This is a genomic window from Spiribacter aquaticus, from assembly GCF_007625215.1.
GTDB lineage: Bacteria > Pseudomonadota > Gammaproteobacteria > Nitrococcales > Nitrococcaceae > Spiribacter > Spiribacter roseus.
Genome location: NZ_VMKP01000001.1, coordinates 425,701 through 451,458, shown reverse-complemented (window position 1 = coordinate 451,458; position 25,758 = coordinate 425,701). Strand labels below are relative to the sequence as shown.

25 protein-coding genes are annotated in these 25,758 nt (G+C 67.4%); 12 read left to right on the top strand and 13 right to left on the bottom strand.

What is annotated here, in order from left to right; genetic code table 11:
* Positions 1-138 precede the first annotated feature (138 nt).
* A complete protein-coding gene (locus tag FPL11_RS02265) occupies positions 139-1,161 on the top strand; it encodes a histone deacetylase family protein (RefSeq protein WP_069133913.1) in 1,023 nt (340 codons plus the stop codon).
* 200 nt (positions 1,162-1,361) lie between these two features.
* Here FPL11_RS02265 and FPL11_RS02260 read toward each other — a convergent pair whose 3' ends face one another.
* Genes FPL11_RS02260 through FPL11_RS02245 form a run of 4 tightly spaced genes read right to left on the bottom strand, consistent with a single transcriptional unit; the run spans position 1,362 to position 5,714 of the window.
* On the bottom strand, positions 1,362-2,255 hold the full coding sequence (locus tag FPL11_RS02260; RefSeq protein WP_069133912.1) for a recombination-associated protein RdgC: 894 nt from the start codon (positions 2,253-2,255) through the stop codon (positions 1,362-1,364).
* Between the two features lie 30 nt (positions 2,256-2,285).
* Positions 2,286-3,434, bottom strand: a complete 1,149-nt coding sequence (locus tag FPL11_RS02255) for a 5-(carboxyamino)imidazole ribonucleotide synthase (protein WP_144347046.1) — start codon at positions 3,432-3,434, stop codon at positions 2,286-2,288.
* Entirely contained in the window at positions 3,431-3,922 is a 492-nt protein-coding gene (purE, locus tag FPL11_RS02250; RefSeq protein WP_144347045.1) for a 5-(carboxyamino)imidazole ribonucleotide mutase, read from the bottom strand. Before purE ends, FPL11_RS02255 begins: the two co-directional genes overlap by 4 nt.
* Positions 3,912-5,714: a PHA/PHB synthase family protein gene (locus FPL11_RS02245; protein WP_069133909.1), complete on the bottom strand. Its 1,803-nt coding sequence runs from the start codon at positions 5,712-5,714 to the stop codon at positions 3,912-3,914. The genes purE and FPL11_RS02245 overlap by 11 nt, the downstream gene beginning before the upstream one ends.
* Before the next feature lie 84 nt (positions 5,715-5,798).
* Between FPL11_RS02245 and FPL11_RS02240 the strand changes: the two genes are divergently transcribed.
* Positions 5,799-6,542 carry a class I SAM-dependent methyltransferase gene (locus tag FPL11_RS02240; RefSeq protein WP_159308528.1) on the top strand — a complete coding sequence of 248 codons (744 nt, stop codon included), beginning with the start codon at positions 5,799-5,801 and terminating at the stop codon, positions 6,540-6,542.
* Here FPL11_RS02240 and FPL11_RS02235 read toward each other — a convergent pair.
* The 6 genes from FPL11_RS02235 to FPL11_RS02210 all read right to left on the bottom strand — a co-directional run bounded on the left by FPL11_RS02235 (position 6,521) and on the right by FPL11_RS02210 (position 11,758).
* Positions 6,521-7,429 carry a hypothetical protein gene (locus tag FPL11_RS02235; protein WP_144347043.1) on the bottom strand — a complete coding sequence of 303 codons (909 nt, stop codon included), beginning with the start codon at positions 7,427-7,429 and terminating at the stop codon, positions 6,521-6,523. The genes FPL11_RS02240 and FPL11_RS02235 overlap by 22 nt on opposite strands.
* Positions 7,430-7,543: 114 nt before the next feature.
* Positions 7,544-7,822, bottom strand: a complete 279-nt coding sequence (locus tag FPL11_RS02230; RefSeq protein WP_069133906.1) for an RNA recognition motif domain-containing protein — start codon at positions 7,820-7,822, stop codon at positions 7,544-7,546.
* A gap of 166 nt (positions 7,823-7,988) precedes the next feature.
* The gene (coaD, locus tag FPL11_RS02225; protein ID WP_069133905.1) at positions 7,989-8,483 is read right to left on the bottom strand and encodes a pantetheine-phosphate adenylyltransferase; all 495 of its coding nucleotides are present in this window, start codon (positions 8,481-8,483) and stop codon (positions 7,989-7,991) included.
* A gap of 76 nt (positions 8,484-8,559) precedes the next feature.
* Entirely contained in the window at positions 8,560-9,105 is a 546-nt protein-coding gene (gene rsmD / locus FPL11_RS02220) for a 16S rRNA (guanine(966)-N(2))-methyltransferase RsmD (RefSeq protein WP_144347042.1), read from the bottom strand.
* Positions 9,105-10,424, bottom strand: coding sequence for a M16 family metallopeptidase (locus FPL11_RS02215; RefSeq protein ID WP_144347041.1), 1,320 nt, complete (start codon positions 10,422-10,424; stop codon positions 9,105-9,107). The genes rsmD and FPL11_RS02215 overlap by 1 nt, the downstream gene beginning before the upstream one ends.
* Entirely contained in the window at positions 10,421-11,758 is a 1,338-nt protein-coding gene (locus FPL11_RS02210) for a M16 family metallopeptidase (RefSeq protein ID WP_235013509.1), read from the bottom strand. The genes FPL11_RS02215 and FPL11_RS02210 overlap by 4 nt, the downstream gene beginning before the upstream one ends.
* 91 nt (positions 11,759-11,849) lie before the next feature.
* Between FPL11_RS02210 and ftsY the strand changes: the two genes are divergently transcribed.
* From ftsY to rpoH, 4 genes are all read left to right on the top strand, one after another.
* Positions 11,850-12,857: a signal recognition particle-docking protein FtsY gene (gene ftsY, locus FPL11_RS02205; RefSeq protein ID WP_069133901.1), complete on the top strand. Its 1,008-nt coding sequence runs from the start codon at positions 11,850-11,852 to the stop codon at positions 12,855-12,857.
* A complete protein-coding gene (gene ftsE, locus FPL11_RS02200) occupies positions 12,854-13,504 on the top strand; it encodes a cell division ATP-binding protein FtsE (RefSeq protein ID WP_069133900.1) in 651 nt (216 codons plus the stop codon). Before ftsY ends, ftsE begins: the two co-directional genes overlap by 4 nt.
* A gap of 11 nt (positions 13,505-13,515) precedes the next feature.
* Positions 13,516-14,430 carry a permease-like cell division protein FtsX gene (ftsX, locus tag FPL11_RS02195; protein WP_235013508.1) on the top strand — a complete coding sequence of 305 codons (915 nt, stop codon included), beginning with the start codon at positions 13,516-13,518 and terminating at the stop codon, positions 14,428-14,430.
* A gap of 76 nt (positions 14,431-14,506) precedes the next feature.
* Positions 14,507-15,394 carry an RNA polymerase sigma factor RpoH gene (gene rpoH, locus FPL11_RS02190; RefSeq protein WP_069133898.1) on the top strand — a complete coding sequence of 296 codons (888 nt, stop codon included), beginning with the start codon at positions 14,507-14,509 and terminating at the stop codon, positions 15,392-15,394.
* A 9-nt stretch (positions 15,395-15,403) separates the two neighbouring features.
* Here rpoH and radC read toward each other — a convergent pair whose 3' ends face one another.
* Positions 15,404-16,078 carry a RadC family protein gene (gene radC, locus FPL11_RS02185; RefSeq protein WP_069133897.1) on the bottom strand — a complete coding sequence of 225 codons (675 nt, stop codon included), beginning with the start codon at positions 16,076-16,078 and terminating at the stop codon, positions 15,404-15,406.
* Positions 16,079-16,161: 83 nt separating this feature from the next.
* On the opposite strand from radC, the gene coaBC reads away from it, so the two are divergent.
* From coaBC to FPL11_RS02155, 6 genes are all read left to right on the top strand, one after another.
* Positions 16,162-17,349 (top strand): bifunctional phosphopantothenoylcysteine decarboxylase/phosphopantothenate--cysteine ligase CoaBC, encoded by a 1,188-nt coding sequence (gene coaBC / locus FPL11_RS02180; RefSeq protein ID WP_069133896.1) that lies wholly within the window; start codon positions 16,162-16,164, stop codon positions 17,347-17,349.
* Positions 17,336-17,791, top strand: coding sequence for a dUTP diphosphatase (gene dut / locus FPL11_RS02175; protein WP_144347038.1), 456 nt, complete (start codon positions 17,336-17,338; stop codon positions 17,789-17,791). The genes coaBC and dut overlap by 14 nt, the downstream gene beginning before the upstream one ends.
* 17 nt (positions 17,792-17,808) lie before the next feature.
* A complete protein-coding gene (locus FPL11_RS02170) occupies positions 17,809-19,185 on the top strand; it encodes a phosphomannomutase/phosphoglucomutase (RefSeq protein WP_144347037.1) in 1,377 nt (458 codons plus the stop codon).
* A gap of 90 nt (positions 19,186-19,275) precedes the next feature.
* The gene (locus FPL11_RS02165; protein ID WP_144347036.1) at positions 19,276-20,355 is read left to right on the top strand and encodes a cytochrome-c peroxidase; all 1,080 of its coding nucleotides are present in this window, start codon (positions 19,276-19,278) and stop codon (positions 20,353-20,355) included.
* A 95-nt stretch (positions 20,356-20,450) separates the two neighbouring features.
* On the top strand, positions 20,451-21,356 hold the full coding sequence (argB, locus tag FPL11_RS02160; RefSeq protein ID WP_069133892.1) for an acetylglutamate kinase: 906 nt from the start codon (positions 20,451-20,453) through the stop codon (positions 21,354-21,356).
* Positions 21,353-22,447, top strand: a complete 1,095-nt coding sequence (locus FPL11_RS02155; RefSeq protein WP_144347035.1) for an acyltransferase family protein — start codon at positions 21,353-21,355, stop codon at positions 22,445-22,447. Before argB ends, FPL11_RS02155 begins: the two co-directional genes overlap by 4 nt.
* Here the strand turns inward: FPL11_RS02155 and pyrE are convergent.
* Positions 22,435-23,076 carry an orotate phosphoribosyltransferase gene (gene pyrE / locus FPL11_RS02150; RefSeq protein WP_144347034.1) on the bottom strand — a complete coding sequence of 214 codons (642 nt, stop codon included), beginning with the start codon at positions 23,074-23,076 and terminating at the stop codon, positions 22,435-22,437. The two genes, FPL11_RS02155 and pyrE, sit on opposite strands and share 13 nt — an antisense overlap.
* 3 nt (positions 23,077-23,079) lie before the next feature.
* Positions 23,080-25,722, bottom strand: coding sequence for a phosphoenolpyruvate carboxylase (gene ppc, locus FPL11_RS02145; protein WP_144347033.1), 2,643 nt, complete (start codon positions 25,720-25,722; stop codon positions 23,080-23,082).
* Between the last annotated feature and the right edge of the window lie 36 nt (positions 25,723-25,758).

Below are 25,758 nucleotides of genomic sequence, written 5' to 3'. Positions count from 1 at the left end.
AAATGGTGCATTGAGCCCCGCGAATGCGTCTGCGCGGTGCATATAGGAGAAGCCACGGACGCTGCAGGAATTGTTTTTCCTGGGAATGCGGCCGACTGGTAAACTTGATGTAGTCTTTAACGAGAGAGTCAGCACGCCGTGAAAGCCTATTTCGATCACCGTCAGGACCTTCATTACCCCCGGACCTATTTCACCCGTGGCCAGATGCGGGCGCCACAGGAGATCCCCGAGCGGACCGGGCACATCCTCGAGGGCCTCGAACGGGCCGGCGCCCGGCTTGAGACGGTCAGCGATCACGGCATCCAGCCCATCAGCCGGGTGCATGATCTGGGCTATCTGCGGTTTCTGGAATCGTGCCACCGGCGCTGGACGAGCATGCCCGAGGACTGGGGCGACGAGGTGCTCTCGAACGTGTTCGTGCGCGAGCCTAACCCATTGCGGGGCATCCTGGCCGAGGCGGCGCGTTATCTGGCCGATGGCAGCTGCCCGGTGGGCGAGCATACCTGGGAGTCGGCCTACTGGTCGGTGCAGGCCGCGCTGTGCGCCGCCGACGATGTCGTCGCCGGCGATCCGATGGCGTTCGCCCTATGCCGGCCGCCGGGTCACCACGCGCGGGTCGATGCCGCCGGTGGCTTCTGCTACCTGAACAATGCGGCGATCGCCGCCGAAGCGCTGCGTCCGCACTACCCCCGGGTGGCGGTGCTCGACACCGATGTGCATCACGGCCAGGGCATCCAGGAGATCTTCTACGACCGCGCCGATGTCCTTTATGTCTCCATCCACGGCGATCCCACCAATTTCTATCCGGTGGTCACCGGGTTCGAGGATGAGCGCGGCCGCGGCGAGGGCTATGGGACCACCATCAACCTGCCGCTCCCCCACGGCTCCGATGCCGGGGCGTTCTTCGGCAGGCTGGACGAGGCGCTCACCGCCATCCGCCTGTTCGCCCCCGATGCACTGGTGTTCTCCAACGGCTTCGATATCTACCACGAAGACCCGCAGGCGAAGATCGGGGTGAACACGGACGATATCCGCACCCTGGGCGAGCGCGTGGCCGGACTGGGGCTTCCCACGGTGGTCATCCAGGAGGGGGGGTATCACTACGCCAGTCTGGCGACCAACACCGAATCGTTGATGGCGGGGCTCAACACGCCGCGGTGACAACGCGGCGTCGCGGCGGTTCCCGGGCATTTGTGCCCTGCAAGCATAGGCGATCATCCGCCATGGCTATTCCGGCAGCATGCGACAAGGACTAGGATAAGAGCCGTTGTCAGGGGCGATCCCCTGAACCGACTCTCCTCCTCTTGGCCGACGTCATCGTCGGCTTTTTTTTGTCCGGATGACGCCGCTGACGGTCGCCGTCAGTCAAACCAGGCCATCAGCCGCGGCAGAAACCGACCCAGCTCTTCGGCCATGATCACAAAGTCGGCATCGAACCGCTCCTGCGGCGACTCGGCATCGCGGTCATCGACATCACTCTGTACGCCATCGGTGAACTTCAGTCGCTTGATGGACAGATCCGAGTCGAGCACTGCGTTGACCCGATCATCCCAGGTCATCGCCAGCCGACGGACGCGCTTACCGGCCTTGATATGGCCACGGATTTCGGCACTGCGCAGGTCCTGGCGTTTGCAGCGCACTTCGGCGCCCTCGCTGCGCGGATCCTCGAACACCGCCTCCTCGCCCGGCTCCAGGTCGGAAGGGAAGCGGTCATGGGCGAGCCACTCGGTCATGACCTGATGCGGCGCGCTCTCGGTCTGCAGCGGCCGGATGGGCAGGCTGCCCAGCAGCGCCCGCAGATCATCCGTGAGCAGCTCGGCCTCACGCCAGGTGGCAGCATCCACGACCAGCCAGCGTCCGCTCAGATCCAGATAGGCGTAGGCGCGTTTACTGCGCGTGAAGGCCCGTGGCAGCAGATCGATGGTCACCTCTTCTTTGATGCGGGCCTTCTCGCGCCGCCCCAGCGGTCGGGCCATGGCATCCTCGCGCTCGGCCACGCGGGCATCGACGTTTTCCCGCACCACCGCCGGCGGCAGCACCCGGGTTTCAGTCTGCAGGCAGATCATGAAACGGTCACCGGCCGCATGCACCAGCGTCTCACCCCCCTTCTCGAGCGGTGGGACCCAGCCGCGGGTTTCCGGATCATGCGGGCCGACGGGCTGGAACTGGCCGGCACTGAGCCGGTCCTCCAGCGCCTCGGCATCGATGGTGAAGGCATCGGCGATTTGATAGACGCAGAGATTGCGAAACCACATGGTTGATTGATTGTTCCGTGCTGAAAGGGGTCAGGGATTGGAGGGCCGGACCAGGGCGGCCCGGGCCGCCTGGACGCGGCGGACCGCTTCGTCCCGATCCGGAGCCGAGGCGGTCAGATGCCCCATCTTGCGGCCGGGTCGGGGCTCGGCCTTACCGTAGAGGTGCAGGTTGACGCTCGGCGCCGACAGCGCCGCGGCCCAGTCGGGCTCGCCCTGCGCCCAAAGATCACCCAGCAGGTTGGCCATGGCGGTGGGCCGCTGGCGCTGGGTATCCCCCAGTGGCAGGCCACAGACCGCCCGCAGCTGCTGATCGAACTGACTGCTGGGGCAGGCCTCGATGGTCAGATGGCCGGAGTTATGCGGCCGCGGCGCCAGTTCATTGACCAGCAGCCCGCCGTTCTGGTCCAGAAAGAGCTCCACGCAGAGCACACCCACCACGTCGAACGCTTCCATCACGGCCGCGGCGATCTCCCGGGCCCGCGTGATCTGGGCGTCGGTGAGCGGGGCGTCGGCAATGGACACATCCAGGATGTGATCAACGTGCCGGTTCTCGATGACGCCGAAGTCCACCTGATCCCCCGCCGCGCCGCGGGCGGCCACCACCGACAGCTCGGCGGCGAAGTCGACCACACCCTCGAGAATCGCCGGCCCCCGGCCGATGGCCGCCCAGGCCGCCGCCGCGTCATCCACGGTGTTGATCCGGGCCTGGCCCTTGCCGTCATAACCAAAGCCGGCGGTTTTCAGGATGCAGGGCGTCCCCAGCCGGGCAATGGCGGCTGGCAGCGCCTCGAGCGACTCCACCGCTTCGTAGGGGGCGGTGGGCAGCCCGGCGTCGGTCAGGGCATGCTTCTCGCGCCAGCGGTTCTGGCACAGGTGCAGCACCTCGCCGCGCGGTCGCACCGGGCCATGCCGGGCAGCGACATCGGCCGCCGCCGAGGAGATGTTCTCGAACTCGAACGTGACCGCATCGACACCGCGGGCGAAGCGCTCGATGGCATCAAGGTCTTCGTAGGCGGCGACGGTCTCGCGGTCGGCGATCTGCCCGGTCGGCGAATCCGTGGCCGGCGATAGGGTGTGGACGCGATACCCCATGCGCCGCGCGGACTGCGCCAGCATACGGCCCAGCTGCCCACTGCCAAGGATGCCGAGGGTGGCGCCGGGCAGAACCGGATCAGTCAAGGCAGTTCATCCTCGATCACCTTCTGGGCCTGGGCCTCACGGAAAGCGTCGAGACGCTCGGCAAGGGCCGGGTCATCCGCCGCCAGCATCGCCACGGCGAACAGCGCGGCATTGCGTGCCCCGGATTCGCCGATGGCGAACGTGGCCACCGGCACGCCACCCGGCATCTGCGCGATGGACAGCAGGGAGTCGAGCCCTTTGAGGGCGCGGCTCTGGACCGGCACGCCCAGCACCGGCACCGGCGTCTGGGCCGCCACCATGCCGGGCAGATGGGCGGCTCCGCCCGCACCGGCAATGATGGCCCGCAGACCGCGCTCCTGCGCCGTCGCCGCGTAGTCGTTCATGCGCGCCGGCGTGCGGTGCGCCGAGACGATCCGGCACTCGTGGCGCACGCCGAGCTCCTTGAGCACACTGTCGGCATGGGCCATGGTCTCCCAGTCGGAGCGACTGCCCATGATGATGCCGACCCGCGGGGCGTCATCGACCATCGCTCGGCTCCTTCACGTAACGGCCGGGCGCATCCTCGATGGGGGTCAGCTTGCCGTCACCGGGGGTCCGTGCCGGCACCTCGCCACCGCGCTTCGGCGACAGCCACTTGGCCCAGTCGAGCCACCAGGAGCCCTCATGGTGCTTGGCGCCGTTGAACCAGGTGTCCGGGTTCTTGGGGTTGCGCCCGTTCAGCCAGTAGCCGTACTTCTGCTTTTCGGGCGGGTTGACGACGCCGGCGATATGCCCCGAGCCACCCAGCACGAAACGCGTCGACCCGCTCAACAGCTGCGAGCCGCGGTAGCAGGCATGCCAGGGCGCGATATGGTCTTCCTTGGCCGAGACGAAATACGACGGCACCTCGACCTTGCCGAGGTCGATGGGAATGCCGTCCAGCGTGATGCCGCCCGGCTCGCGCAGCTTGTTCTCGAGGTACATCTTGCGCAGATAGAAGGCATGCATGCGCGCCGGCATGTTGGTGGAGTCCTGGTTCCAGTAGAGCAGATCGAACGGGAACGGATCCTGGCCCTTGAGGTAGTTGTTGACGAAAAACGACCAGACCAGGTCGTTGGAGCGCAGACTCGACATGGTCGACGCCATCTGATTGCCGGCCAGGTAGCCACGCTCGTTCATCTGCTTTTCGAGATTGGTGAGCTGCTCCTCGTCAATGAACACCTCGAGCTCGCCGGGGCTGTCAAAGTCCAGCAGCGTGGTCAGGAAGGTGGCGCTGTTCACGCCGCCCTCGCCCCGACTGGCCATCCAGGCGAGGGTTGAGGCCAGCAGCGTGCCGCCCAGGCAGTAGCCGATGATGTTGACGTCGCGCTCGCCGACCGCCTGCTCGACAGCATCCAGCGCCGCCAGCGGACCCAGCTTCATGTAGTCCTCGAACTCCTTGTCGGCGAGCTCGGCATCCGGGTTGCGCCATGAAATGACGAACACCGTAAAGCCCTGGTCCACCAGCCATTTGACCAGCGAATTCTTGGGCCGGAGGTCGAGAATGTAGTACTTGTTGATCCACGGCGGCACGAACAGCAGCGGCCGGCGCGCCACCTGCTCCGTGGCGGGCGCATACTGGATCAGCTGCATCAGCTCGTTCTCGTACACCACCTTGCCGGGCGTCACCGCCAGATCCTCGCCCACTTCAAAGGCGTTGGGATCCGTCTGGCGGATCTTGAGCTTGCCGTTGCCGCGTTCCAGGTCCTCAAGGAGGTTATTCAGGCCGTCCACCAGGTTCTGGCCGCCGGTCTCGACGGTCCGCTCAAGCACCTCGGGGTTGGTGGCGAGGAAATTGCTGGGCGAAGCGGCGCTGATGAACTGCCGGGTATGGAAGTCGATCTTGCGCTGGGTCTTCTCGTCGAGCCCCTCAACGGTGTTCACCGAGTGATTGAGGTAATCGGCGGTCAGCAGATAGGTCTGCTTGACGAAATCGAAGAACGGATTGTCGTCCCAGGCATCGTGCTGGAAGCGCTTGTCGCTCTTCGGCGCGGCGCGCACCGGCTCGCTCTCGACGCCCATCATGCGCAGCGTCTGATTCTGGACAATCGACAGGTAGTCCTGCCAGAAGGCCATCTGCGACTCCATCAACTGCACGGGGTCGGCCATCAGGCGGGTGTAGAGGTCCTGGAAGAGCTTGCTCATGTGCAGCGCATCGTCCACCGAAATCTGCTGGCCGAACTGCTGACGCGTCAGAAAGTCCTTGACCAGATGCTGACTGCGGCCGGCGACCTCGGCCAGCGAGCGTGACAGCTCGTTGGGGTCGACCTGACCGGTTCCGGTATCCTGCTTGTCAGTCATAGCGAGCCTCCGCTCACGAAACAAATGGTGATTGGGATCATACGGCACTGCGACAAACCGCCACAAACCCCTTCACCGCCACCCGTGGTGGCCGCCGATGAGACGTCGGTGGCGGTCGCCGAAACGCTGGCCGAGCGGCTTGGCAGCCCCCGGCGGACCCATCCTCCCGAGCGCGGTCTCTACCTGTGGCTGGCACCGGACGGCCTCAGTCTCTGCCAGGCCGCCGGCCCGGCCATGTGCATGCGCGCGGAGTTCGTAAGCGGCGTGCAGGGCTATCGCAGTGCCCGACAGCGCCACCAGCACGAGGCCGTCGTCCGCGCCTGCGGGATCACCCGCGGACACTGCCCGTGGGTGGTCGACGCCACCGCGGGGCTGGGGCGCGATGCCTTCGTGCTTGCCAGCGCCGGCGCCCGCGTCACCCTCCTCGAGCGCTCGCCCGTGGTGCATGCGCTCCTCACCGATGGACTGCAGCGGGCCACGGCGGCCGGCGCCGGCGAGCGCACGGGCCGCATGCACGCCCACGCCGTCGACGCCGTGGACTGGCTGACCGGCGCGGCCGGCGACATCAGCCCGGCGGTGGTCTATCTTGATCCGATGTATTCCGGCCGGCGCCGCGGTGCCGCCGGCAAGGAACTGGCCCTGCTGCAGGCGCTTCTGACCGACACAACGGACGAGCCCGCACTGCTTGCCCGGGCACGGGCCGTTGCCACCCAGCGCGTGGTGGTCAAGCGCCACCGCCATGCCGCACCGCTGGCCGATCAGCCCCCGGATTATCACCTGCCGGGCCGCAGCACCCGGTTTGATGTCTATCGCACCAGAAATGCCTGATCCGGCTCGGCCCGCGACAGGCTGACCGATGCCTCGAGCGCCAGCATGCAGGCCCAGGGATCGTCCGCCGCGGCGGGGGCGACCAGATCGGACTGCGCCACCAGGCGCAGCCGCAGATCACTGAAACCGTTTCGGGCCAAGCGGGTCACGGCGGCCGCCTGCGCGGAGGCATCGGCTGACCCCGCCACCAGGGCGATCAGCGTGCCGCCGCGGCGTGCACGGGGGTTGAACTCCGCCACCCGCAGGCTGCGCAGTCCCTCGCCCAGTGCCTCGTCGAGGACCGGCCACACCGCCTGCAGACGCTGGCGATGCGCGGGCTCCAGCGTCGGCACCGGCGGCATGGCCAGACGCAGCGCCTGTTCGATGAGGACTTCCGACGGGGGCCCGGCGGCCATGTAAGCCGCTGGCGTGCGGTTACCCAGGCCCGGCTGAGGCGTATCCCACCAGTGGCGCGCGGCGGACTCGCCCTGCGGATGGCCGTGGAGCAGGCGTTCGATGAAATGATGATTGCAGCTGACAGCGAACCGTCCGGCCACTTCGCGGCGGGCGCCCGGGTAGCCGCAGGCCTCGCAGGTTACCGCCGCGCGGTCGCGGGCCTCGACCACCCGCGGCGAGACCGGGTCGCGGAGGCCGTCAAACGCCACCTCCAGCATCCCCTGGCGGGCGCACAGCCGTCGCCAGCGAAAACCGTGGCGCTCGGCCATGGGCATGCCGGCTTCGACCTGCTCGAAGAGTCGCTCGAGCACGCCATACCAGCCCGGCGGGACATCCACCTGAACGCCCTCGGCGTCCTCGGGGCCCCCGGGGCAGCGGAACTGCCAGGGATAACGGAGCTGCGCGGCAGCGAGAAAAGCGCGATAGCGACGCTCGGCGGTGGTCGAGTCCATGACTCATTGTGACCTGAGCGGATGGCGGCGGTCATCCCGCTGGATCAGCGATCGCCCATAAAAAAGGGCCCGATGCCGCACGCGGCATCGGGCCCTGGCAGTCAAGTCCTGCGGTTACCAGGAACGGCGCGGGCCGCCTCCACCGCCGGGCTTACGTTCCTGCGCCTCATTGATGCGCAGCGTGCGTCCGCCCATTTCCGTGCCATTGAGTGCCTCGATGGCGGCGTCCGCCTCGGCAGGGTCCATGCGCACGAAGCCGAAGCCACGAGGACGACCGGTTTCCCGATCGGAGATCATCCGAACCTCTTTGACCTCACCGTGGTTGGCGAAAAGGTCACGGACTTCATCCTCGGAGGCGGAGAAGGGCAGATTGCCCACGTAAATCGATTTCATCTATCTGTCTCATCAAGGTCTGCCGGGTCTATCAAACCGACAGGTCAAACATCGCAGAAGGCGTCCGCCTTCCTTTAGACCGCCCGAACGTCGGGCTGCCGGGTGCTGACCACAGCATGATCATGCACTTGGTTTGGACAATACGGCAGGGCTGGACGCCGCGCAATCAAAAATTTTCCGCGTACCGACCCGCCAGCGCTTCCTGCACGCTGGGATGCACGAAACGGCTGACGTCACCGCCCAGGGCCGCGACCTCGCGCACCAGACTGGAAGAAATGTACGCGTACTGCTCGGCGGGGGTGAGGAAGACTGTCTCGACGTTGGGCACCAGCTGACGGTTCATGCTCGCGAGCTGGAACTCGTGCTCAAAGTCCGAAACCGCCCGCAGACCACGCAGGATCACCCGCGCACCCTGGGCCTCGACAAAGTCCACCAGCAGCGAGTCAAAGGGCATGACCTCGACCCGGCGATAGGGCCGCAGCACGTGGCGCGCCAGCTCGACGCGCTGCTCAAGGCTGAAGGCGGGATGCTTGCTGGGGCTAGGGCTGCCGGCAACCGCCACGATCAGATGATCAAAAAACCGCGAGGCGCGCTCGACCAGATCACTGTGACCGTTGGTCAGCGGATCGAACGTGCCGGGGTAGACCGCAACGACTGACATAACGCCTCCTCCCTTGAGGCGATGCATCGTATTGCCTGTCGAACCAACATGCCAGCCCCCGACCGGTGACTGCGCCTCACTCCCCCCGCTGCAGCAGCCCGAACCAGACATCCCCGGCGGTTTTCTGGCGCTGACAGGCCCACGCTCCGGGATCGAGGGTCGGGGCATGGCCGGCGCGCGTCTCGACGTACACCTGCGCCGTGTCGGCAAGCCATCCGCCCTCCGCCAGCCCGGTCAGGACGGCATCAAGCCAATCGCTCGCAAAGGGCGGATCGAGAAACACCAGATCAAAAGCCACGGGATCGGATCGCAGAAACCGCCGCGCATCCATCGTCAGCACCCGGGCGCGCGATGTGGCCTCGAGACGCTCGACAAGCGCCTGGAGCGCCGCCGCCACCGGGCGCGAGCGCTCCACGAAGGTGGCGCAGGACGCGCCCCGGGACAGGGCCTCGAGCCCCAGCGCGCCGGTGCCGGCGAACAGATCGAGTACGCGGGCGCCACGCAGCGTCGGCTGCAACCAGTTGAACAGGGTTTCACGGTTGCGATCGGCGGTGGGGCGGAGCCCGGCGGCCGTGCTCACCGGAAACCGCCGTCCGCCCCAGTCACCACCGATGATGCGCATTATTCAGCGGCGTTGATCGTGGCCTCCGGGCCGACCAGCACGGTGACGTTGCGCGCCGGGTCGATGTGCTCGTGCATGGCCGCGCGGACCGCCTCGCCATCCAGCCCATCGATGCGCTCGACGAACGCCTCGAGATAATCCCGCGACAGGCCGTAAAAACCGATGGTGGCGATGTAGCCCAGCAGATCCCGGTTGCTGTCGAGCTGCAACGGGAAGCTGCCGGTGATGTTGCGCTTCGAGTCACTCAGCCGCTGCGCCGCCGGCTCGTCGACCCGCATCTCCTCAAGGCTGTCCCGCATCACCGACAGCGCCTCGGGCAGCGAATCATTGCGCACCTGGGTGGTCATCTGAAACCGCCCGCGGCGGGCAGCGGACGTCAGGGACGAGGCACTGCTGTAGGACAGTCCACGCTCTTCGCGCATGCGCTCGGCAAGGATCGAGGTCAGTCCCCCGCCGCCGAGGATGTGGTTGCCCAGATACAGCGCATAATAGGCTTCACTGCCCTTGCGCACCGACGGCTGGCCCATCATGACGTGGGTCTGCTCGGCTTCCAGCGGCACGCGGATGGTCTGCGCCGAGCTCGGGATATCCACCGGCGGCAGCGCCGCCAGCGCCTCACCGGCCGGCAGCGCGCCGCTCAGGGCGTTGGCGATCGCTCTGGCGCGCTCGGCACTGAGATCGCCGACAATGGCGATGGTTGCGTTGCGGGCGGTGTAGTGGCGGCGATGAAAGTCGACCACCGCCGCGCGGGTCAGCGCTTCCACCGACTCCAGGGTGCCCCCGGGCGGTGTGGCGTAGGGATGCTCGCCATAGATGCCACGCATGAAGGCCTTCTCGGCGAGCGCCGAGGCCGACGACTGCGCCTGCTGCAGCCCGAGGCTCATCTGCCGGCGGACGCGCTCGACGGCATCGGCGGGAAAGTCGGCCTTGGCGATGACGTCGGCCAGGCTGTCGATCACCGGATCGAGACGCGCCGGTTCACTCAGCGCGCGAACGCTGACCTGAGCGGTGTCACGGCCACTGCCGGTACTGACCCGGGCGCCGTAGCGCTCGAATCCGCGGGCGATGCCCCCCGCTGAGCGCTCGGGCGTTCCCTCCAGCAGCAGATTGCTGGTCATCCGCGCCAGGCCGGGCGTATCGCCATCGCGGGCGCTGCCGGCATCAAAGGTCACGCGGACATCGACGATCGGCAGCTCGTGGCGCTCGACGAACAGCACCTCGGTGCCGGCACGGGTGGTCCACTCCTGGATATCGGCCTGCATTGCGCCCCCTGTGTGACTGAAAAGGATCAGGGCCGTCGCGACGATGAGACGCTTCATCCGGTCTCCTCCTGATCGGCGGGTTGCATGATGCCGACGGACAGCATCTCGGGGCGGAGATATTCACGGGCGGCGGCCCGCAGATCCTCCGCGGTCAGGGCGCGCACGTTTTCCTCGAAGTCATTGAGGGTCTGCCATCCGGCACCGGTGGTCTCGAGCATGCCAAGCTGCATGGCCTGATAGAACACCGAGTCCATTTCGAACAGGTGATCGGCCAGCATCTGGCTGCGGGCCCGCTCCAGCGTCTCGTCCGATACCAGGGTTTCCTGCAGACGGCGAATCTGCTCGCGCAGTGCCGCTTCCACCGCGTCGACATCACCGTCGGCCGGCACGCCAAACAGCGAGAACTCGCCATCCAGCCTGACCATGGGGTTATAGCCCGCGCCGGCCGCAGCGGCCACGCCCGAGCCGCGCACCAGATCCTCAGCCAGCCGCGCGCCGTCACCGCCATCGAGGATGGTGGCGAGCATTTGCAGTGCGTAGGGGTCAAGGCCTGACTCGGCCGTGGCGAAGGACGGCACTTCGTAACCCATGCGCAGCTGGGTCACCCGCGCCTGGGGATCGCGATGGATGACGCGCCGCTCGCCGGGTGGCTGGAGGTTGTCGGGATCGTGCACCGCCGGCACCTCGCGGCCTTCAATGCCGCCGAAGTATTCCTGCGCCATTGAATGAACCGCTTCGGCCTCGACGTCACCGGCCACCACCAGGGTGGCGTTGGTGGGCGTGTACCACTGGTCGTACCAGTCACGCAGATCCGCGACCTCGAACGCGGCCACATCGTCGGCCCAGCCGATGATGGGATGCGCGTAGCCCGTGCCGGGGTGGGCGATGGCGGCATAACGCTCGGCAAAGCGGCCCTCCGGCCGGTCATCGGTGCGCAGCCGGCGCTCTTCAAGCACCACCTCGCGCTCGGTGGACAGCGCCTCGGCGTTGATCTGCAGATTGGCCATGCGATCGGCCTCGAGCTCGAGCGCCACCGGCAGCCGGTCGGCGGCCATGATCTCGAAGTAGGCACTGAAATCCCGCCCGGTAAAGGCGTTCAGCCGCCCACCCTCGCGCGAAATGATTTCGGAGAACTCGCCCTCGGCGTGACGCTCGGTGCCCTTGAACATCATGTGTTCAAACAAGTGCGAGAGGCCGGTCTCGCCGCGGGTCTCGTAGGATGAGCCCACGCGGTACCAGACCTGCGAGACCACCACCGGGGCGCGGTGGTCCTCGCGCACCAGGATCTGCATGCCATTGTCGAGGGTGAACTCGGTGACGCCCGCGCCGGACTGCGCTGCGACCGGCGTCGCCATCAGGGCGGGGATCAGGGCGAAGAGCGCGTTTCGCATCGTCAATGAAGCCTCTGGTTTGACACATCGAATCATCGATGCGGTGTTAGCATACTGAATCATTCGTTCACGCCCGAGCCCCGAGAGTTCCATGCTGCCGTTCCGCCGCAAGAAAAAGGCCCCACCCGCCGAGTCCGACGACACGCCCGCCACCGCGGCGCCATCGCGCCCCGGGCTGCTGGCCCGTCTGCGCAGTGGGCTCAGTCGCACGGGCAGCGGTCTCGGTCAGTTGTTTCTGGGTCGCAAGCGCATCGATGCCGACCTGCTCGAAGAGCTGGAAACCCATCTGCTGATGGCCGACGTGGGCATGGAGGCGACCACCCGCATCATCACCGATCTGACCGACCGGCTGAAGCGCAACGAACTCGACGACACTGACGCGCTGCAGCGCGCCCTGCGCGAGGACATGCTCGGGATCCTCGAGCCGGTGGCCCAGCCCCTGGAGATCAGCGCCCACGACAAGCCCATGGTCATCCTGACGGTGGGCATCAACGGCGCCGGCAAGACCACCACCATCGGCAAGCTCGCCGAACAGTACCGCCAGCAGGGACGGCGGGTGATCCTCGCCGCCGGGGACACCTTTCGGGCCGCCGCGGTGGAACAGCTCCAGACCTGGGGCGAGCGCACCGGCACGCCGGTCATCAGCCAGCCCACCGGCGCCGACTCTGCCTCGGTGGTGTACGACGCCCATCAGGCGGCCATCGCCCGCGGTGCCGACGTGCTCATCGCCGATACCGCCGGTCGTCTGCATACCCAGGGCAACCTGATGGAAGAACTGCGCAAGATCCGGCGGGTGCTTGGCAAACAGGACGACAACGCGCCCCACGAGGTGCTCCTGGTGCTGGATGCGGGCACCGGACAGAACGCCCTGGCACAGGCCGAGCAGTTCGGCGCGGCGGTCAATGTCACCGGGCTTGCCCTGACCAAGCTCGACGGCACCGCGAAAGGCGGCGTCATCTTTGCCATGGCGCAGCGTTTTGGCATTCCAGTGCGCTTTATCGGGATCGGCGAGGGCGTCGATGACCTGCGGCCATTCGATGCCGAGGCCTTCGTCGACGCCCTGCTCGACGCGGCGGTCGCGGGAACCGATGACACATGATCCGCCTGGAGGGGGTGGGCAAGCGCTACCCGGGCGGTAACGAGCCGCTGCGCGGGCTCGACCTGCACGTCGAGCGCGGCGAGCTGGTTTTCATCACCGGCGCCAGCGGCGCGGGCAAGAGCACACTGCTGCGACTGATCCCCCGCCTTGAGCGCCCCTCCCGCGGCCAGGTGCTGATCGACGGCGCCAATCTGGCCCGGCTGCCACGCCGCCGCATCCCTTACCTGCGCCGGCGCATCGGCATGACCTTCCAGGACCATCGCCTGCTCCACGACCGCACCCTGTTCGACAATGTTGCACTGCCGCTGGTCATCGAGGGTCGCCCCCACGCCGATATCCGTCGCCGGGTGCAGGCGGCGCTGGACAAGGTCGGACTGCTGGCGCAGAGCCGCGCCTATCCGGTCACCCTGTCCGGCGGCGAACAGCAGCGCGTGGGCATCGCCCGCGCCATTGTCAGCCGACCGCCGATCCTGCTGGCCGACGAGCCCACCGGCAACCTCGACCCGGCGCTCTCGCTGGAGATCATGCAGCTGTTCGGGCAGTTCAATCAGGTGGGCGTCACCACCGTCATCGCCAGTCATGACCAGCCGCTGATCGACGCGCTGGGGCACCGCCAGATCCATCTCAGCGAGGGCCGCGCAACATGAGGATCAGCGCCATGCCCGGGCGCTGGGCCAAGCTCCACGCCCATGCCGCGATCAGCTCGCTGGGACGCCTGCGGCGGCAGTGGCTCGGCAGCGTCATGACCGCCGCGGCCATCGGCATCGCCCTGGCCCTGCCCGCCGCGTTCGTGGTGGCCATGGACAACCTGGAATCGGCCATGGACGGCTGGCAGGGCGCGCCACGGGCATCGGTGTTTCTGGACACGGGGACCGCGGCGGATCAGTACGCCACAATCGCCGCGCGGATTGACGGGCTGAACGGCATCCGCGGGGTACGCCTGATCACGCCCGACGAGGCGCTCACCGAATACCGGCAGAGCAGCGGTGTCAGCGACCCGCTGGCAATGCTCGACGCCAACCCACTGCCGGCGGTGGTGGTGGCGGAACTGGCCGCGCGCCTCGGGCCGGAGTCGGTCGACCGGCTCGTCGGTCGCCTGCGGGCGTTGCCGGCGGTGGCCAACCTGCGCCTTGATCGCGACTGGATGGCGCGCCTTGCCGCCATCATCGATCTGGGCAACCGCATCACCACACTGGTCGCGCTGCTGCTGGGGCTGACCGTCATCCTGGTGCTGTTCAACACGCTGCGCCTGGACATCGAAAACCATCGCCGCGAGATCGAGATCACGCGCCTGATCGGCGGCACTAATGCATTCATCCGCCGCCCGTTCCTCTACACCGGCGTCTGGTACGGGATGGCCGGCGGGTTGATCGCAGGCCTGCTGCTGGCCATTGCGGTTACATCGGTCGCCGACCCCGTCCAGCGGCTCGCGAGCCTCTACGGCAGCGGCTTCCGGCCCAGCGGTCCGGGTCTGACCGGGACCCTGACACTCGTCGGCGCCGGCGCGCTGCTCGGCCTGAGCGGTGCCTGGCTGGCCGTGGGCCGTCATCTGTCGGCCATCGAACCGCCATGACGGAACTTGCCGGCTGCCCCGCCCTTCAAATATTGGTATTATAATTGCATCATCGAAACGACTCGGGAGGGTTGTTATGGACACAGGCGCGGCACTGGTCAGCACCGATTACAATAAACTGCCACTCCGTGCGGGCAGCGAGAACCATTACATCCAGGCGGTCAACGCGATTCCCGCCCTGGGGGCCGAGGAAGAGCGCTCGCTCGCCGGCCGCTACCGCGACCACGAAGATCTGGAAGCCGCGCGCTGGCTGGTGCTGTCGAACCTGCGCTTTGTCGTTCATATCGCCCGCGGCTACACCGGCTACGGCCTGCCACTGGCGGACATCATCCAGGAAGGCAACATCGGCCTGATGAAGGCGGTCAAGCGCTTCGACCCCGAGGTCGGGGTGCGGCTGGTGTCATTCGCCGTGCACTGGATCCGGGCCGAGATCCACGAATACATCCTGCGCAACTGGCGGATGGTCAAAGTGGCCACCACCAAGGCCCAGCGCAAGCTGTTCTTCAATCTGCGCGGCTCCAAGAAGCGTCTGGGATGGTTCAACCGCCAGGAGGTCAATGCCGTGGCCGAGGATCTGGGCGTCAAGCCCGAAACGGTCCTCGAGATGGAGTCACGGCTGTCCGGTCAGGATGTCGGATTTGACCCGGCGCCTGAGAGTGACGACGAGGACAGCGTCGCCCGCGCGCCGGCGGCGTATCTGACCGATCAGTCCATGGATCCGGCACAGACGGTCGAAAGCGAAGACTGGGCCGACTGGCAGGATCATGCTCTGGGTGACGCGCTGGCGGCGCTCGATGCCCGCAGCCGCGACATCCTGCGGCGGCGCTGGCTAAGCGAACACAAGGACACCCTGCACACGCTGGCCGATGAGTACGGGGTTTCCGCCGAGCGCATCCGCCAGCTCGAGAAGAACGCCCTGCGCAAGCTGCGCGAGGGGCTGGGCCCCCAGGTGCTCGAGGCCTGAGCGGCCACTTCAGATCAGGCCGCGTTCAGCAAAGCTGACCGGCCGCCCCTCCCCCACGACAAAGTGATCCAGCACGCGGATGTCCACCGTGGCCAGGGCCTCGCGCAGCCGGTCGGTCATGCGCTCATCCGCCAGACTGGGCTCGGTGACGCCGGAGGGATGGTTGTGGGCGAGGATCACCGCGGCGGCGTTCAGGCGCAGCGCCCGGCTGACCACCTCGCGCGGATAGACGCTCGCCGCGTCGATGGTGCCGCGGAACAGCTCCTCGAAGCCGATCACCTGATGCCGGTTGTCGAGGAACAGACAGGCGAAGATCTCATGAGGCAGATGCCGCAGCCGGGCGACCAGATACTGCCGGGTGTCCTCCGGACCGGTCATGGGTTCGCCGCGCTCGAGGCGGGCCTGCAGGTGGCGCCGTCCCATTTCCAGCACGGCCTGCAGCTGCACGTACTTGGCCGGACCCAGGCCATGATGGCCGGCGAATGTCGCGGCATCGGCCTCCAGCAGCGGTCGCAGCCCGCCAAACGCCGCCAGCAGGTGTCGGGCCAGATCCACCGCCGTGTGCCCGCGCACGCCAGTGCGCAGGAAGATCGCCAGCAGCTCGGCATCCGAGAGTGCCGATGCGCCACGATCGAGGAGCTTCTCGCGGGGCCGTTCCGCCGCCGGCCAGTCGGAAATCGCCATACTCACCTCATGCCTGGCGTTTTCATGCAACGGGCAACAGTGTAGTTTCCTGTGATCCACTCAAGCTGCGAACACGTTCCGCCATGAGCCTTTCCGGTCAAAACATCCTGCTGGGGGTGACCGGCGGCATCGCCGCCTACAAGGCGCCCGACCTGGTCCGGCGACTGCGCCAGGCCGGCGCCGCCGTGCGGGTCGTCCTCACCACCGGGGCCCAGGCGTTCGTAACGCCGCTGACCTTTCAGGCGGTTTCCCATCAGCCGGTACACACCGATCTGCTCGACCCCGAGGCCGAGGCCGGCATGGGCCATCTGGAGCTGGCGCGCTGGGCCGACCGGGTGATCATCGCGCCGGCCAGCGCCGACGCCATGGCCCGCCTGGCGCACGGACTGGCCGGAGATCTGCTGACCACGCTGTGTCTGGCAACCCGTGCCCCCCTGTGCATCTGCCCGGCGATGAATCACGTGATGTGGCAGTCCGCCGCTACCCGGGCCAACGCCGAGACATTGCAGCAGCGCGGCATGCAGCTGCTCGGGCCGGTGGAAGGCCCGCTCGCCGAGGGCGAATCAGGCCCCGGCCGACTCATGGAACCGGCGGACATCGTCGCCGCCCTTGATACGCCCGGATCCCTGCAGGGCCGCTCGGTGCTGGTCACCGCCGGTCCCACCCGCGAGCCCATCGATGCCGTTCGCTTCATCGCCAACCGCAGCAGTGGACGCATGGGGTTTGCGGTGGCTGGCGCGGCGGCCGCGGCGGGTGCCACGGTCACCCTGATCGCCGGGCCGAGCGAGCAGCCGACTCCCCCCGGCGTCGAGCGCATCGATGTCGAGACCGCCACCGAAATGCACGCCGCCACGCTCGAGCGGGCGGGTGATGTCGAGCTTTTCATTGCCGCCGCCGCCGTCGCGGATTACCGCGTGGCACAGCCCGCCGATCACAAGGTGCGCAAATCCGATGCGCCACCGACCCTCAGCCTGGTGCGCAATCCGGATATCGTCGGTGACGTGGCGGCCCTGCCGACGGCGCCATTCACGGTCGGCTTTGCCGCGGAAACCCACGACGTGATCGATCATGCCCGCGCCAAACTCACCGCCAAGGGGCTCGACATGATCGCCGCCAACCGGGTCGGCGAGGGCCTGGGGTTCGAGGTCAGCGACAACGCCCTCGACGTGCTCTGGGCCGGGGGCCATCAGCGCCTGGGCCCCATGGCCAAGGATCGGCTGGCGGCGGCGCTGATTGAACTCATTGGAGCCCATTGCCATGCAGAACGTTGAACTGCGCATCCTCGACCCGCGCCTCGGCAGCGAATTCCCGCTGCCCGACTACGCCACCGAGGGCGCCGCCGGCATCGACCTGCGGGCCTGCGTCGAGACCACCCGGGTCCTCGCCCCCGGCGACACCCAGCTGATCCCCTCGGGCATCGCCGTGCACATCGCCGATGCCGGTCACGCCGCCGTGGTGCTGCCCCGCTCAGGCCTTGGCCACAAGCACGGCATCATCCTCGGCAATGCCGTGGGGCTGATCGACTCCGACTACCAAGGCGAGATCTTCATCTCGTGCTGGAACCGCAGCCAGGCCGCGTTCACCATCGAGCCCGGTCACCGCATCGCGCAGCTGGTCTTTCTGCCGGTCAGCCGGCCGCGCTTTACCCCCGTCGAGGCGTTCACCGACAGCGAGCGCGGCACGGGCGGTTTCGGACATACCGGCCAGCAATAGACAAGGGAGCCTGTCGCATGCCCATTGATGCCTCCATTCTGCGCGCCTACGACATCCGTGGCCGCGTCGACCGCGAGCTGCCCGAGACCACGGTGGAGTGGCTGGGTCAGGCCATCGGCTCGGCGGCCGCCGACGCCGGCCAGTCAGGCATCGTGGTGGGTTATGACGGCCGCGAGTCGAGCCCGCGCCTGGCCGCAGCGCTGCGCCGGGGGCTGATGGCGGCCGGGCGTCGGGTGATCGATATCGGTCAGGTGCCCACCCCGGTGATGTACTTCGCCACTCACTGGCTGGACACCCAGGCCGGCGTGGTGGTGACCGGCAGCCACAATCCCGCCGAGTACAACGGCCTGAAGACCATCATCAACGGCCGGCCGCTGTGGGGCGAGGGCATCACCGCACTGGGCGAGCGCATCCGCCGGGGCGATCTGGTGACCGGCACCGGTGAGACCCGCTCGGTGGAGGTGATCGACGCCTATCAGCAGCGCATCACCCGCGAGATCCGGCTCCCGCGCCCCATCAAGGCGGTGGTCGACTGCGGCAACGGCGTCCCCGGCGCAGTCGCTCCGTCCGTGCTCGCGGCCATTGGCGCCGAAGTGGTGCCGCTTTTCTGCGAGGTGGACGGGCAGTTCCCCCATCACCACCCCGACCCCACCGTCCCGGAAAACCTGACCGATCTGATCCAGGCCGTGGCCGATCATCAGGCCGATGTGGGGCTGGCGTTTGATGGCGACGGCGACCGTCTGGGCGTCGTGGATGAGACCGGCCACATCATCTGGGCCGATCGCCAGATGATGTGCTACGCCCAGTCGGTGCTCGCCGAGCATCCCGGTGGCGGCATCATCTTTGATGTTAAATGCAGCGCGGCCCTGGCCACGGTGGTCGAGGCCGCCGGCGGCCAGCCCATCATGTGGAAGACCGGCCATTCCCTGATCAAGGAAAAACTCCGCGAGACCAATGCGCCCCTCGCCGGGGAGATGAGCGGGCATCTGTTTTTCAACGACCGCTGGTACGGATTTGACGACGGGATCTACGCCGCTGCCCGGCTGCTGGAGATTCTCGCCGCCGATGACCGCCGGGTCAGCGAGGTATTCGCCGCGCTCCCCGAACCGGTGGCGACGCCCGAGATCCGTCTGGATCTGCAGGAAGGCGAACCGCACCGCCTGATCACCGCCCTGATGGACCGTGCCGAGGGCTTCGATGCCGCCCGCGTGACCACCATCGACGGCCTGCGCGTGGACTTTGCCGATGGCTGGGGACTGGTCCGTGCCTCCAACACCCAGCCCTGCCTGGTCATGCGTTTCGAGGGCAGCGACGCGGCGGCGCTGGCGCGCATTCGCGAGCGCTTTGAGGGCCTGATCCAGCGCGCGGGGGAGGCGGTCGGCATCAGCGTTTGATCCGGATCAAGTATCGCGCAGGTTCAGCTATTCAATCCCCGCAGGGCGGCCTACGCTTGGCTCCAACAGTTCGAGTCAAGGAGCAAAGTCATGAAGGCCGTCCATTCCATCCCCGTCGCCGTTGCGCTCGGGCTCGCCAGCAGCGCCACGCTGGCCAACGATGCGCTTCTGGAGCGCGCCCAGATGCTGTTCGAGCCGATCCCGGACAGTGCGGCCGGTCACATCGCCGAGCGCAATGAGATGACCCCCGAGAAGGTCGAGCTCGGCAAGCTCCTGTTCTTTGACCCGCGCCTGTCGGCCAGCCAGACGATCAGCTGCAACACCTGCCATAACGTGGGCATGGGTGGCGATGACAACATCCCCAGCTCGGTCGGCCATAACTGGCAGCGCGGGCCGCGCAACTCGCCGACCATCTTCAACGCGGTGTTCAACGTCGCGCAGTTCTGGGATGGCCGCGCCGAGGATATGACCGAGCAGGCCAAAGGCCCGATCCAGGCCGGCGTCGAGATGAACAACACGCCCGCCAACCTCGAGGCGACGCTGCAGAGCATCGATGCCTACGTGGACGCCTTCGAGAACGCCTTCCCCGAGTCGGAAGAGGCGGTGAGCTTTGACAACACGGCGAAGGCCCTCGAGGTCTACCAGGCCACGCTGATCACGCCGGATGCGCCGTTTGACCAGTACCTCAAGGGGGACAAGGACGCGCTGACCGACCAGCAGATCGCCGGCCTCGACGCGTTCATGAACAAGGGCTGCGTCGCCTGCCATAACGGCGTCAATGTGGGCGGTCAGGGGTACTATCCCTTCGGCGTGATCAACCGCCCCGGCGCCGATGTCATGCCTGAGGGTGACACGGGCCGCGCCCAGGTCACGGAGACGGCCGCTGACAAGTATGTGTTCCGCTCCCCGTCACTGCGCAACGTCGAGCTGACGGCGCCCTACTTCCACTCGGGCAACGTCTGGAGCCTGCAGGAAGCGGTGTCGATCATGAACGACGCGCAGCTCAACAGTCTGCTCACGGAAGAAGACGTGGTGAACGTCACGGCCTTCCTGCGCTCGCTGACGGGTGACCAGCCGAGGGTGGTCTACCCCGAGCTGCCGCTCAGCTCGGACGACACGCCGATGCCCGATATCCCGGACTACCCGCGGGCGACGAGCGCCGAGGGCTGAGCCGCCCCCACGCTTGCGTCCCGCCCCCCGGGGGGCGACCATTGGACCGCACCCCAGGGTGCGGTCTTTTTGTGTGAACCGGAAAAACATCGCCCATGAATACTGATGCCACGCCGCCCAGTCAGGTCGCCCACGTCCTCACCGAGGCCCTGCCCTACATTCGGCGGTTCCATGGCCGCACCGTGGTGGTCAAATACGGCGGCAACGCCATGGTCGACGATGACCTGAAAAAGAGCTTCGCCCGGGACGTGGTGCTCATGAAGCTGGTGGGCATCAATCCGGTCATCGTCCATGGCGGCGGCCCGCAGATCGGCAATGTCCTCTCGCAGATCGGCAAGCAGACCGAATTTGTCCAGGGCATGCGCGTCACCGATGCCGAGACCATGGACGTGGTTGAAATGGTCCTCGGCGGACTGGTCAACAAAGACATCGTCAACCTGATCAATACCCATGGCGGCCGCGCGGTGGGGCTGAGCGGCAAGGACGGCGGGCTCATCCGGGCGCGGCGGCTCACCCTCACCGGCACCGGGCCGGCGGAACAGGCCCCGGAGATCATCGACATCGGCCACGTCGGCGAGGTCACCGGCATCGACCCCGCCCTGATGACGCTGCTCGATGGGGCCGACTTCATCCCGGTGATCGCGCCGATCGGTGTCGACGACCAGGGCACCTCGTACAACATCAACGCCGATCTGGTCGCCGGTCACCTGGCGCGCACCCTCAAGGCGGAAAAGCTCATCCTCATGACCAACACCGCCGGCATCCTCGACGGCGACGGGCGCCTGCTGACCGGGCTGAACGCCGCCCGGGTGCAGCAGTTGATCAACGACGGGACCATCCAGGGCGGCATGCTGCCCAAAGTCGACTGCGCGCTGGAAGCGGTGCACGACGGCGTCGGCGCCGCCACCATCATTGATGGGCGGGTTGAGCATGCCGTGCTGCTGGAGCTGCTGACCGACAGCGGCGTCGGCACACTGATCCACGGCGCGGACGCCGCATGAGCCCGAGCCCGCGCATCGGCAGCATCGACACGGCGCGGTTTCTGGCCATCGCGCTGGTGTTCTACGGTCATCTGGTCGAGCAGGTCATGTACCTGGACAGCGCCGCGGCGGCCGCCCAGTACAAGTGGGTCTACAGCTTTCACATGCCGCTTTTCTATGTGCTCTCGGGGATCGTCCACAACGAGCGCCGGCTGACGCAGGGTTGGGGGGCGCTGCTCAAGCGCATTGCCCGCGGGCGTCTGGTGCCCTACGCGGTGTTTGCGCTGCTGCCGGCCGGCGTGGCGCTGGCGGGCGTGCCGGGCTGGTTTCCCACGGTGGATCTGAGCGGTGCCGACGGCTATATCGCCGGGCTGATCAGCACCGCCCGGGGCCTGCCCGCCTTCAGCATCCCGCTGTGGTTTCTGGCGAGTCTGGTCGTCCTTGAACTGCTCCATGGCGCCATCGGCCGTCTGTGGCGCAGCAACACCGCGCTTGTCGCGGCGATCATCGGTTTTTACGTCATCGGGTATGTCTTCAACCGCGAGGTCGATGTGCTGAGCGCGGGCCTGATCATGTGGATGGCCCATGTGGTGCCGCTGGGCTACGCGTTCTACCTGACCGGCATTCTGGTCCGCCGCACCGGCGTGCTGGAGCGCTCGTTCCCGCCCTATGGCGTGGCACTGGCGGCTGTCGCGGGGCTTGCCATCATCACCCTCACCTACAACCTCAATCAGGGACCGTTCCGGCTGCTCGACGTGGTGGTGATGATGTTCGGCACGGTCGGGCACCCGCTGCTGTTCCCGCTGACCGCGCTGGTCGGTACCGCCACCATCATCCTGATCGCGCGGCTGGTACCGGCATGGACCGGGCTACAGCGTCTGGGTGAGGTCACCCTGATCATCTACTGCCTGCATGGGTTTTTCTACCACTTCGCCAACCCGCCGATCGCCGCGTGGATGCAGGCCAACCTGCCCACTTCGTCACACTGGATGCTGGCGGCCGGCAGCGCTCTCGCCGTGGCGCTCAGTCTGGCGATCGCCGCGGCGCTGGCGCTGCTGCTCGAGCGTCATCTGCCGGCCATCACCGGCGGGCGCCGGCGTCAGGCGCCGTAGCGGGCGCGGTACTCGCGCATCGCCGCCAGGTCGCCGCCCCGATCCGGCTGGCGCGCCAGGTATTCCATGAGGATATCGACGGTGAGGATGGCGATGACCGGCACACCGTGCCGCGCGGCGACCTCCTGGGTGGCGGATAGCGCTTCCTGACCGCGCTCCTGGCGGTCCAGCGCCACCAGCACGCCGGCCAGCTGCGCCCCGGCCGCCTCGATCAGCGCGACGCTCTCGGCCACCGAGGTCCCCGCCGATATCACGTCATCGACGATCAGCACGCGGCCCGACAGCGGCGCCCCCACCACGGACCCGCCTTCGCCGTGGTCCTTTTCCTCTTTGCGGTTGAACGACCACGGGCAGTCGATCCCATGCTCAGCGGCCAGCGCCATGGACAGGGCCGAGACCAGCGGGATGCCCTTGTAGGCGGGCCCGAACACGCCGTCAAAGGCCAGCCCCGCATCCACCGCCCGCCGGGCGTAGGCGGCCCCGAGCCGGCGCAGCGCCTCGCCGGAGCTGAACAGCCCGGTATTGAAAAAGTATGGGCTCTGGCGCCCCGACTTGAGCGTGAAGGTGCCAAAGCGCAGCACCTGACGCTCGAGGGCGAAGTCGATGAGATCGTGCTGATACGGCTGCATGGGCTACCCGGTGTTGCGCATGCCGGCGGCAATGCCGTTGATGCAGATCATCAGGGCATCGCGCAGGTCTTCCTCGTGGCCGTGGCGTACCCGATCAAGCAGCTCGACCTGCAGCAGGTTGAGGGGATCGACGTAGGGGTTGCGCAGGCCCACCGAGCGCTGCACCACCGGCGCATCATCCAGCGGCTGGGCATGCTGACTGACTTCGAGCACCGTCCGCCGGGTTTCGTCATGGCGCTCGCGTAGCCCCTCACCCAGCCCATGCAGCGATTCGGGCACCAGCCGGGCGTCGTACCAGGCGGCCACCGCGGGGTCACTCTTGGCCAGCACCATTTCCAGCATGTCGATGAACGCCCGGAAAAACGGCCACGCCTCGTACATATGGTGCAGTGTGTCGCGCCGACCCGCCTCAAGGCTTTCCGCCAGGGCGCTGCCGGCCCCCAGCCAGGCCGGCAGCAGCAGCCGGGTCTGTGTCCAGGCGAAGATCCAGGGGATGGCACGCAGGCTTTCCACGCCCTGGGTCGGTTTGCGCCGGGCCGGCCGGCTGCCGATGGCCAGATGGCTGATTTCGTGCTCGGGCGTCGCGTGGCGGAAGTATTCGATGAACTCCGGCGTCTCGCGGACCATGTCGCGGTAGACCTCGCAGGAGCGTCCCGCGAGCTGATCCATGACCTCACGCCAGCCCTTTTCGGGCGGATTCGGCGGCACCAGCGTCGCCTCGGCCACCGCGGTGATATAAAGCTCGAGGTTGCGCTCGGCAATGCCCGGCAGGCCGAACTTGGCCTGGATCACCTCGCCCTGCTCGGTGACCCGCAGGCGCCCGTCCACCGAGCCCGGTGGCTGCGAGAGGATGGCGGCGTGCGTGGGGCCACCGCCACGACCAATGGAACCGCCCCGGCCGTGGAACAGCTTGAGGCTGATGCCATGGCGGCGGGCACTCTCCACCAGCTGCTCCTGGGTCTGGTAGAGCGCCCAGGCCGCGGTCAGATGACTGGCGTCCTTGCCCGAGTCGGAATAGCCGATCATGACTTCCTGGACGCCGTCGATGTGCTCGCGGTACCAGTCGATGCCGATCAGCTGATCGAGACAGGCCTGAGCGCCCTGCAGGTCGGAAAGCGTTTCAAAAAGCGGCACCACGCGCAGCGGCGAGCGCACGCCGGCCTCTTTCTGGAGCAGCTTGACGGCGAGGATGTCCGAGGGCTTCGAGGCCATGGAGATCACGTAGGCACCCAGCGAATCGGCGCCCATCTCGGCGATGACGCGACAGGTATCGAGCACCTCGGTGACCTCTTCATCGGCCTCGAAGTCGCGGGGGATCAGCGGCCGGCGGCTGTCCAGCTCGCGCACCAGAAAGCGCTGGCGCTCGTCCTCGTCCCAGTCGGCGTAGCTCCCGATGCCAAGCGCCTCGGTCAGGGCGTTGAGCGCATCGGTATGGCGGGTCGATTCCTGGCGGATGTCGACGCGCATCAAGGTCAGACCAAATACCGACAGCCGGCGCAGCAGATCCTTGAGCCGCCCCTCGGCGATCATGCCGGCGCCGCTTTCATGCAGCGAGCGGTAGCAGATCATCAGCGGCTCGCGCAGTTCCTCGGTGCGCCAGTAGATCAGCCCGTCGGTGGGCTGCCGCCCCGCCAGACGCGCCTCAAGCCAGTGCCGCGTGGCCAGCAGCCGGTCGCGGACCGCCTTGAGGGCGGTTCGATAGGGCTCCCAGGCATCACCCACCCAGCCGCGCAGCTCGTCGCTGGCGCACTGCAGGGACAGGTCCTCGATCAGGGCGTTGATCTGCTGCTCGTAGAGCTCCACCGCCTTCCAGCGATTGAGCAGGCAGACCTCGCGGGTCACGGTCGCGGTCACCCGCGGGTTGCCGTCGCGGTCGCCGCCCATCCAGGAGCCGAAATGGATGGGCGCGGAGTCCAGCGCCAGCGGTGTGCCGGTCTGGCGTTTGAGGTTGCGGTCCAGACGGCGCAGAAAATGCGGCACCACATCCCACAGGGTCTGCTCGATGACCGCGAGCCCCCAGCGGGCCTCGTCCTGGGGCGCCGGACGTCGACGGCGGATCTCGTCGGTTTCCCAAGCGGCGGTGATCTCGCGCTTGAGCGCCTGGTGGACCTCTTCGATCTCCTCCGGCGTGGGATCGAGCCGATCCCCCTGTCCCAGCAACTCGGCGATGTGGTTGTACTTCTGCAGCAGCGACCGGCGCATGACCTCGGTGGGGTGCGCGGTCAGCACCAGCTCGATATCCAGGTTGGCGATGGTCTCGTGCAACTCGCCGGTGTTGCCGGCGGCGTCCATGCGCTTGAAAAACTCCTCGAGCGAGCCGCGCAGCGGCCCGGTCTGGGTGTCACGGACCCACGCCCGACTACGGCGGATGCGGTGATGCTGCTCGGCGATGTTGGCCAGATTGAGGAACTGCGAGAACGCCCGCACCACGGGGACGATCAGCTCATCGGGCAGCTCACCCAGACGCTTTTCCAGCGCCCGGGCCGCCGCCTCGTCCCCCGCCCGGGCGCTTTTCGCCAGGCCGCGGATCTCCTCAACGGTTTCATAGACATGCGCGCCCGACTGCTCGTGGATGGTACTGCCAAGGAGGCCCCCCAACTGGCGGATATCCTCGCGCAATGGCGCGTCGCTGCGGTTTTCACTCATTCGTGCGGCCCTCCCGGCCAACAAAAAGTCCGGACG

Coding starts and splice junctions, on each gene's coding strand:
- coaBC (WP_069133896.1), top strand. CDS start 16,162: ATGAGCCTTTCCGGTCAAAACATCCTGCTGGGGGTGACCGGCGGCATC.
- ftsE (WP_069133900.1), top strand. CDS start 12,854: ATGATCCGCCTGGAGGGGGTGGGCAAGCGCTACCCGGGCGGTAACGAG.
- FPL11_RS02155 (WP_144347035.1), top strand. CDS start 21,353: ATGAGCCCGAGCCCGCGCATCGGCAGCATCGACACGGCGCGGTTTCTG.
- FPL11_RS02210 (WP_235013509.1), bottom strand. CDS start 11,758: ATGCGAAACGCGCTCTTCGCCCTGATCCCCGCCCTGATGGCGACGCCG.
- FPL11_RS02245 (WP_069133909.1), bottom strand. CDS start 5,714: ATGACTGACAAGCAGGATACCGGAACCGGTCAGGTCGACCCCAACGAG.
- pyrE (WP_144347034.1), bottom strand. CDS start 23,076: ATGCAGCCGTATCAGCACGATCTCATCGACTTCGCCCTCGAGCGTCAG.
- dut (WP_144347038.1), top strand. CDS start 17,336: ATGCAGAACGTTGAACTGCGCATCCTCGACCCGCGCCTCGGCAGCGAA.
- rpoH (WP_069133898.1), top strand. CDS start 14,507: ATGGACACAGGCGCGGCACTGGTCAGCACCGATTACAATAAACTGCCA.
- radC (WP_069133897.1), bottom strand. CDS start 16,078: ATGGCGATTTCCGACTGGCCGGCGGCGGAACGGCCCCGCGAGAAGCTC.
- FPL11_RS02235 (WP_144347043.1), bottom strand. CDS start 7,429: ATGGACTCGACCACCGCCGAGCGTCGCTATCGCGCTTTTCTCGCTGCC.
- FPL11_RS02170 (WP_144347037.1), top strand. CDS start 17,809: ATGCCCATTGATGCCTCCATTCTGCGCGCCTACGACATCCGTGGCCGC.
- FPL11_RS02260 (WP_069133912.1), bottom strand. CDS start 2,255: ATGTGGTTTCGCAATCTCTGCGTCTATCAAATCGCCGATGCCTTCACC.
- FPL11_RS02215 (WP_144347041.1), bottom strand. CDS start 10,424: ATGAAGCGTCTCATCGTCGCGACGGCCCTGATCCTTTTCAGTCACACA.
- coaD (WP_069133905.1), bottom strand. CDS start 8,483: ATGTCAGTCGTTGCGGTCTACCCCGGCACGTTCGATCCGCTGACCAAC.
- argB (WP_069133892.1), top strand. CDS start 20,451: ATGAATACTGATGCCACGCCGCCCAGTCAGGTCGCCCACGTCCTCACC.
- FPL11_RS02165 (WP_144347036.1), top strand. CDS start 19,276: ATGAAGGCCGTCCATTCCATCCCCGTCGCCGTTGCGCTCGGGCTCGCC.
- purE (WP_144347045.1), bottom strand. CDS start 3,922: ATGGTCGATGACGCCCCGCGGGTCGGCATCATCATGGGCAGTCGCTCC.
- rsmD (WP_144347042.1), bottom strand. CDS start 9,105: ATGCGCATCATCGGTGGTGACTGGGGCGGACGGCGGTTTCCGGTGAGC.
- FPL11_RS02230 (WP_069133906.1), bottom strand. CDS start 7,822: ATGAAATCGATTTACGTGGGCAATCTGCCCTTCTCCGCCTCCGAGGAT.
- ppc (WP_144347033.1), bottom strand. CDS start 25,722: ATGAGTGAAAACCGCAGCGACGCGCCATTGCGCGAGGATATCCGCCAG.
- ftsY (WP_069133901.1), top strand. CDS start 11,850: ATGCTGCCGTTCCGCCGCAAGAAAAAGGCCCCACCCGCCGAGTCCGAC.
- ftsX (WP_235013508.1), top strand. CDS start 13,516: ATGCCCGGGCGCTGGGCCAAGCTCCACGCCCATGCCGCGATCAGCTCG.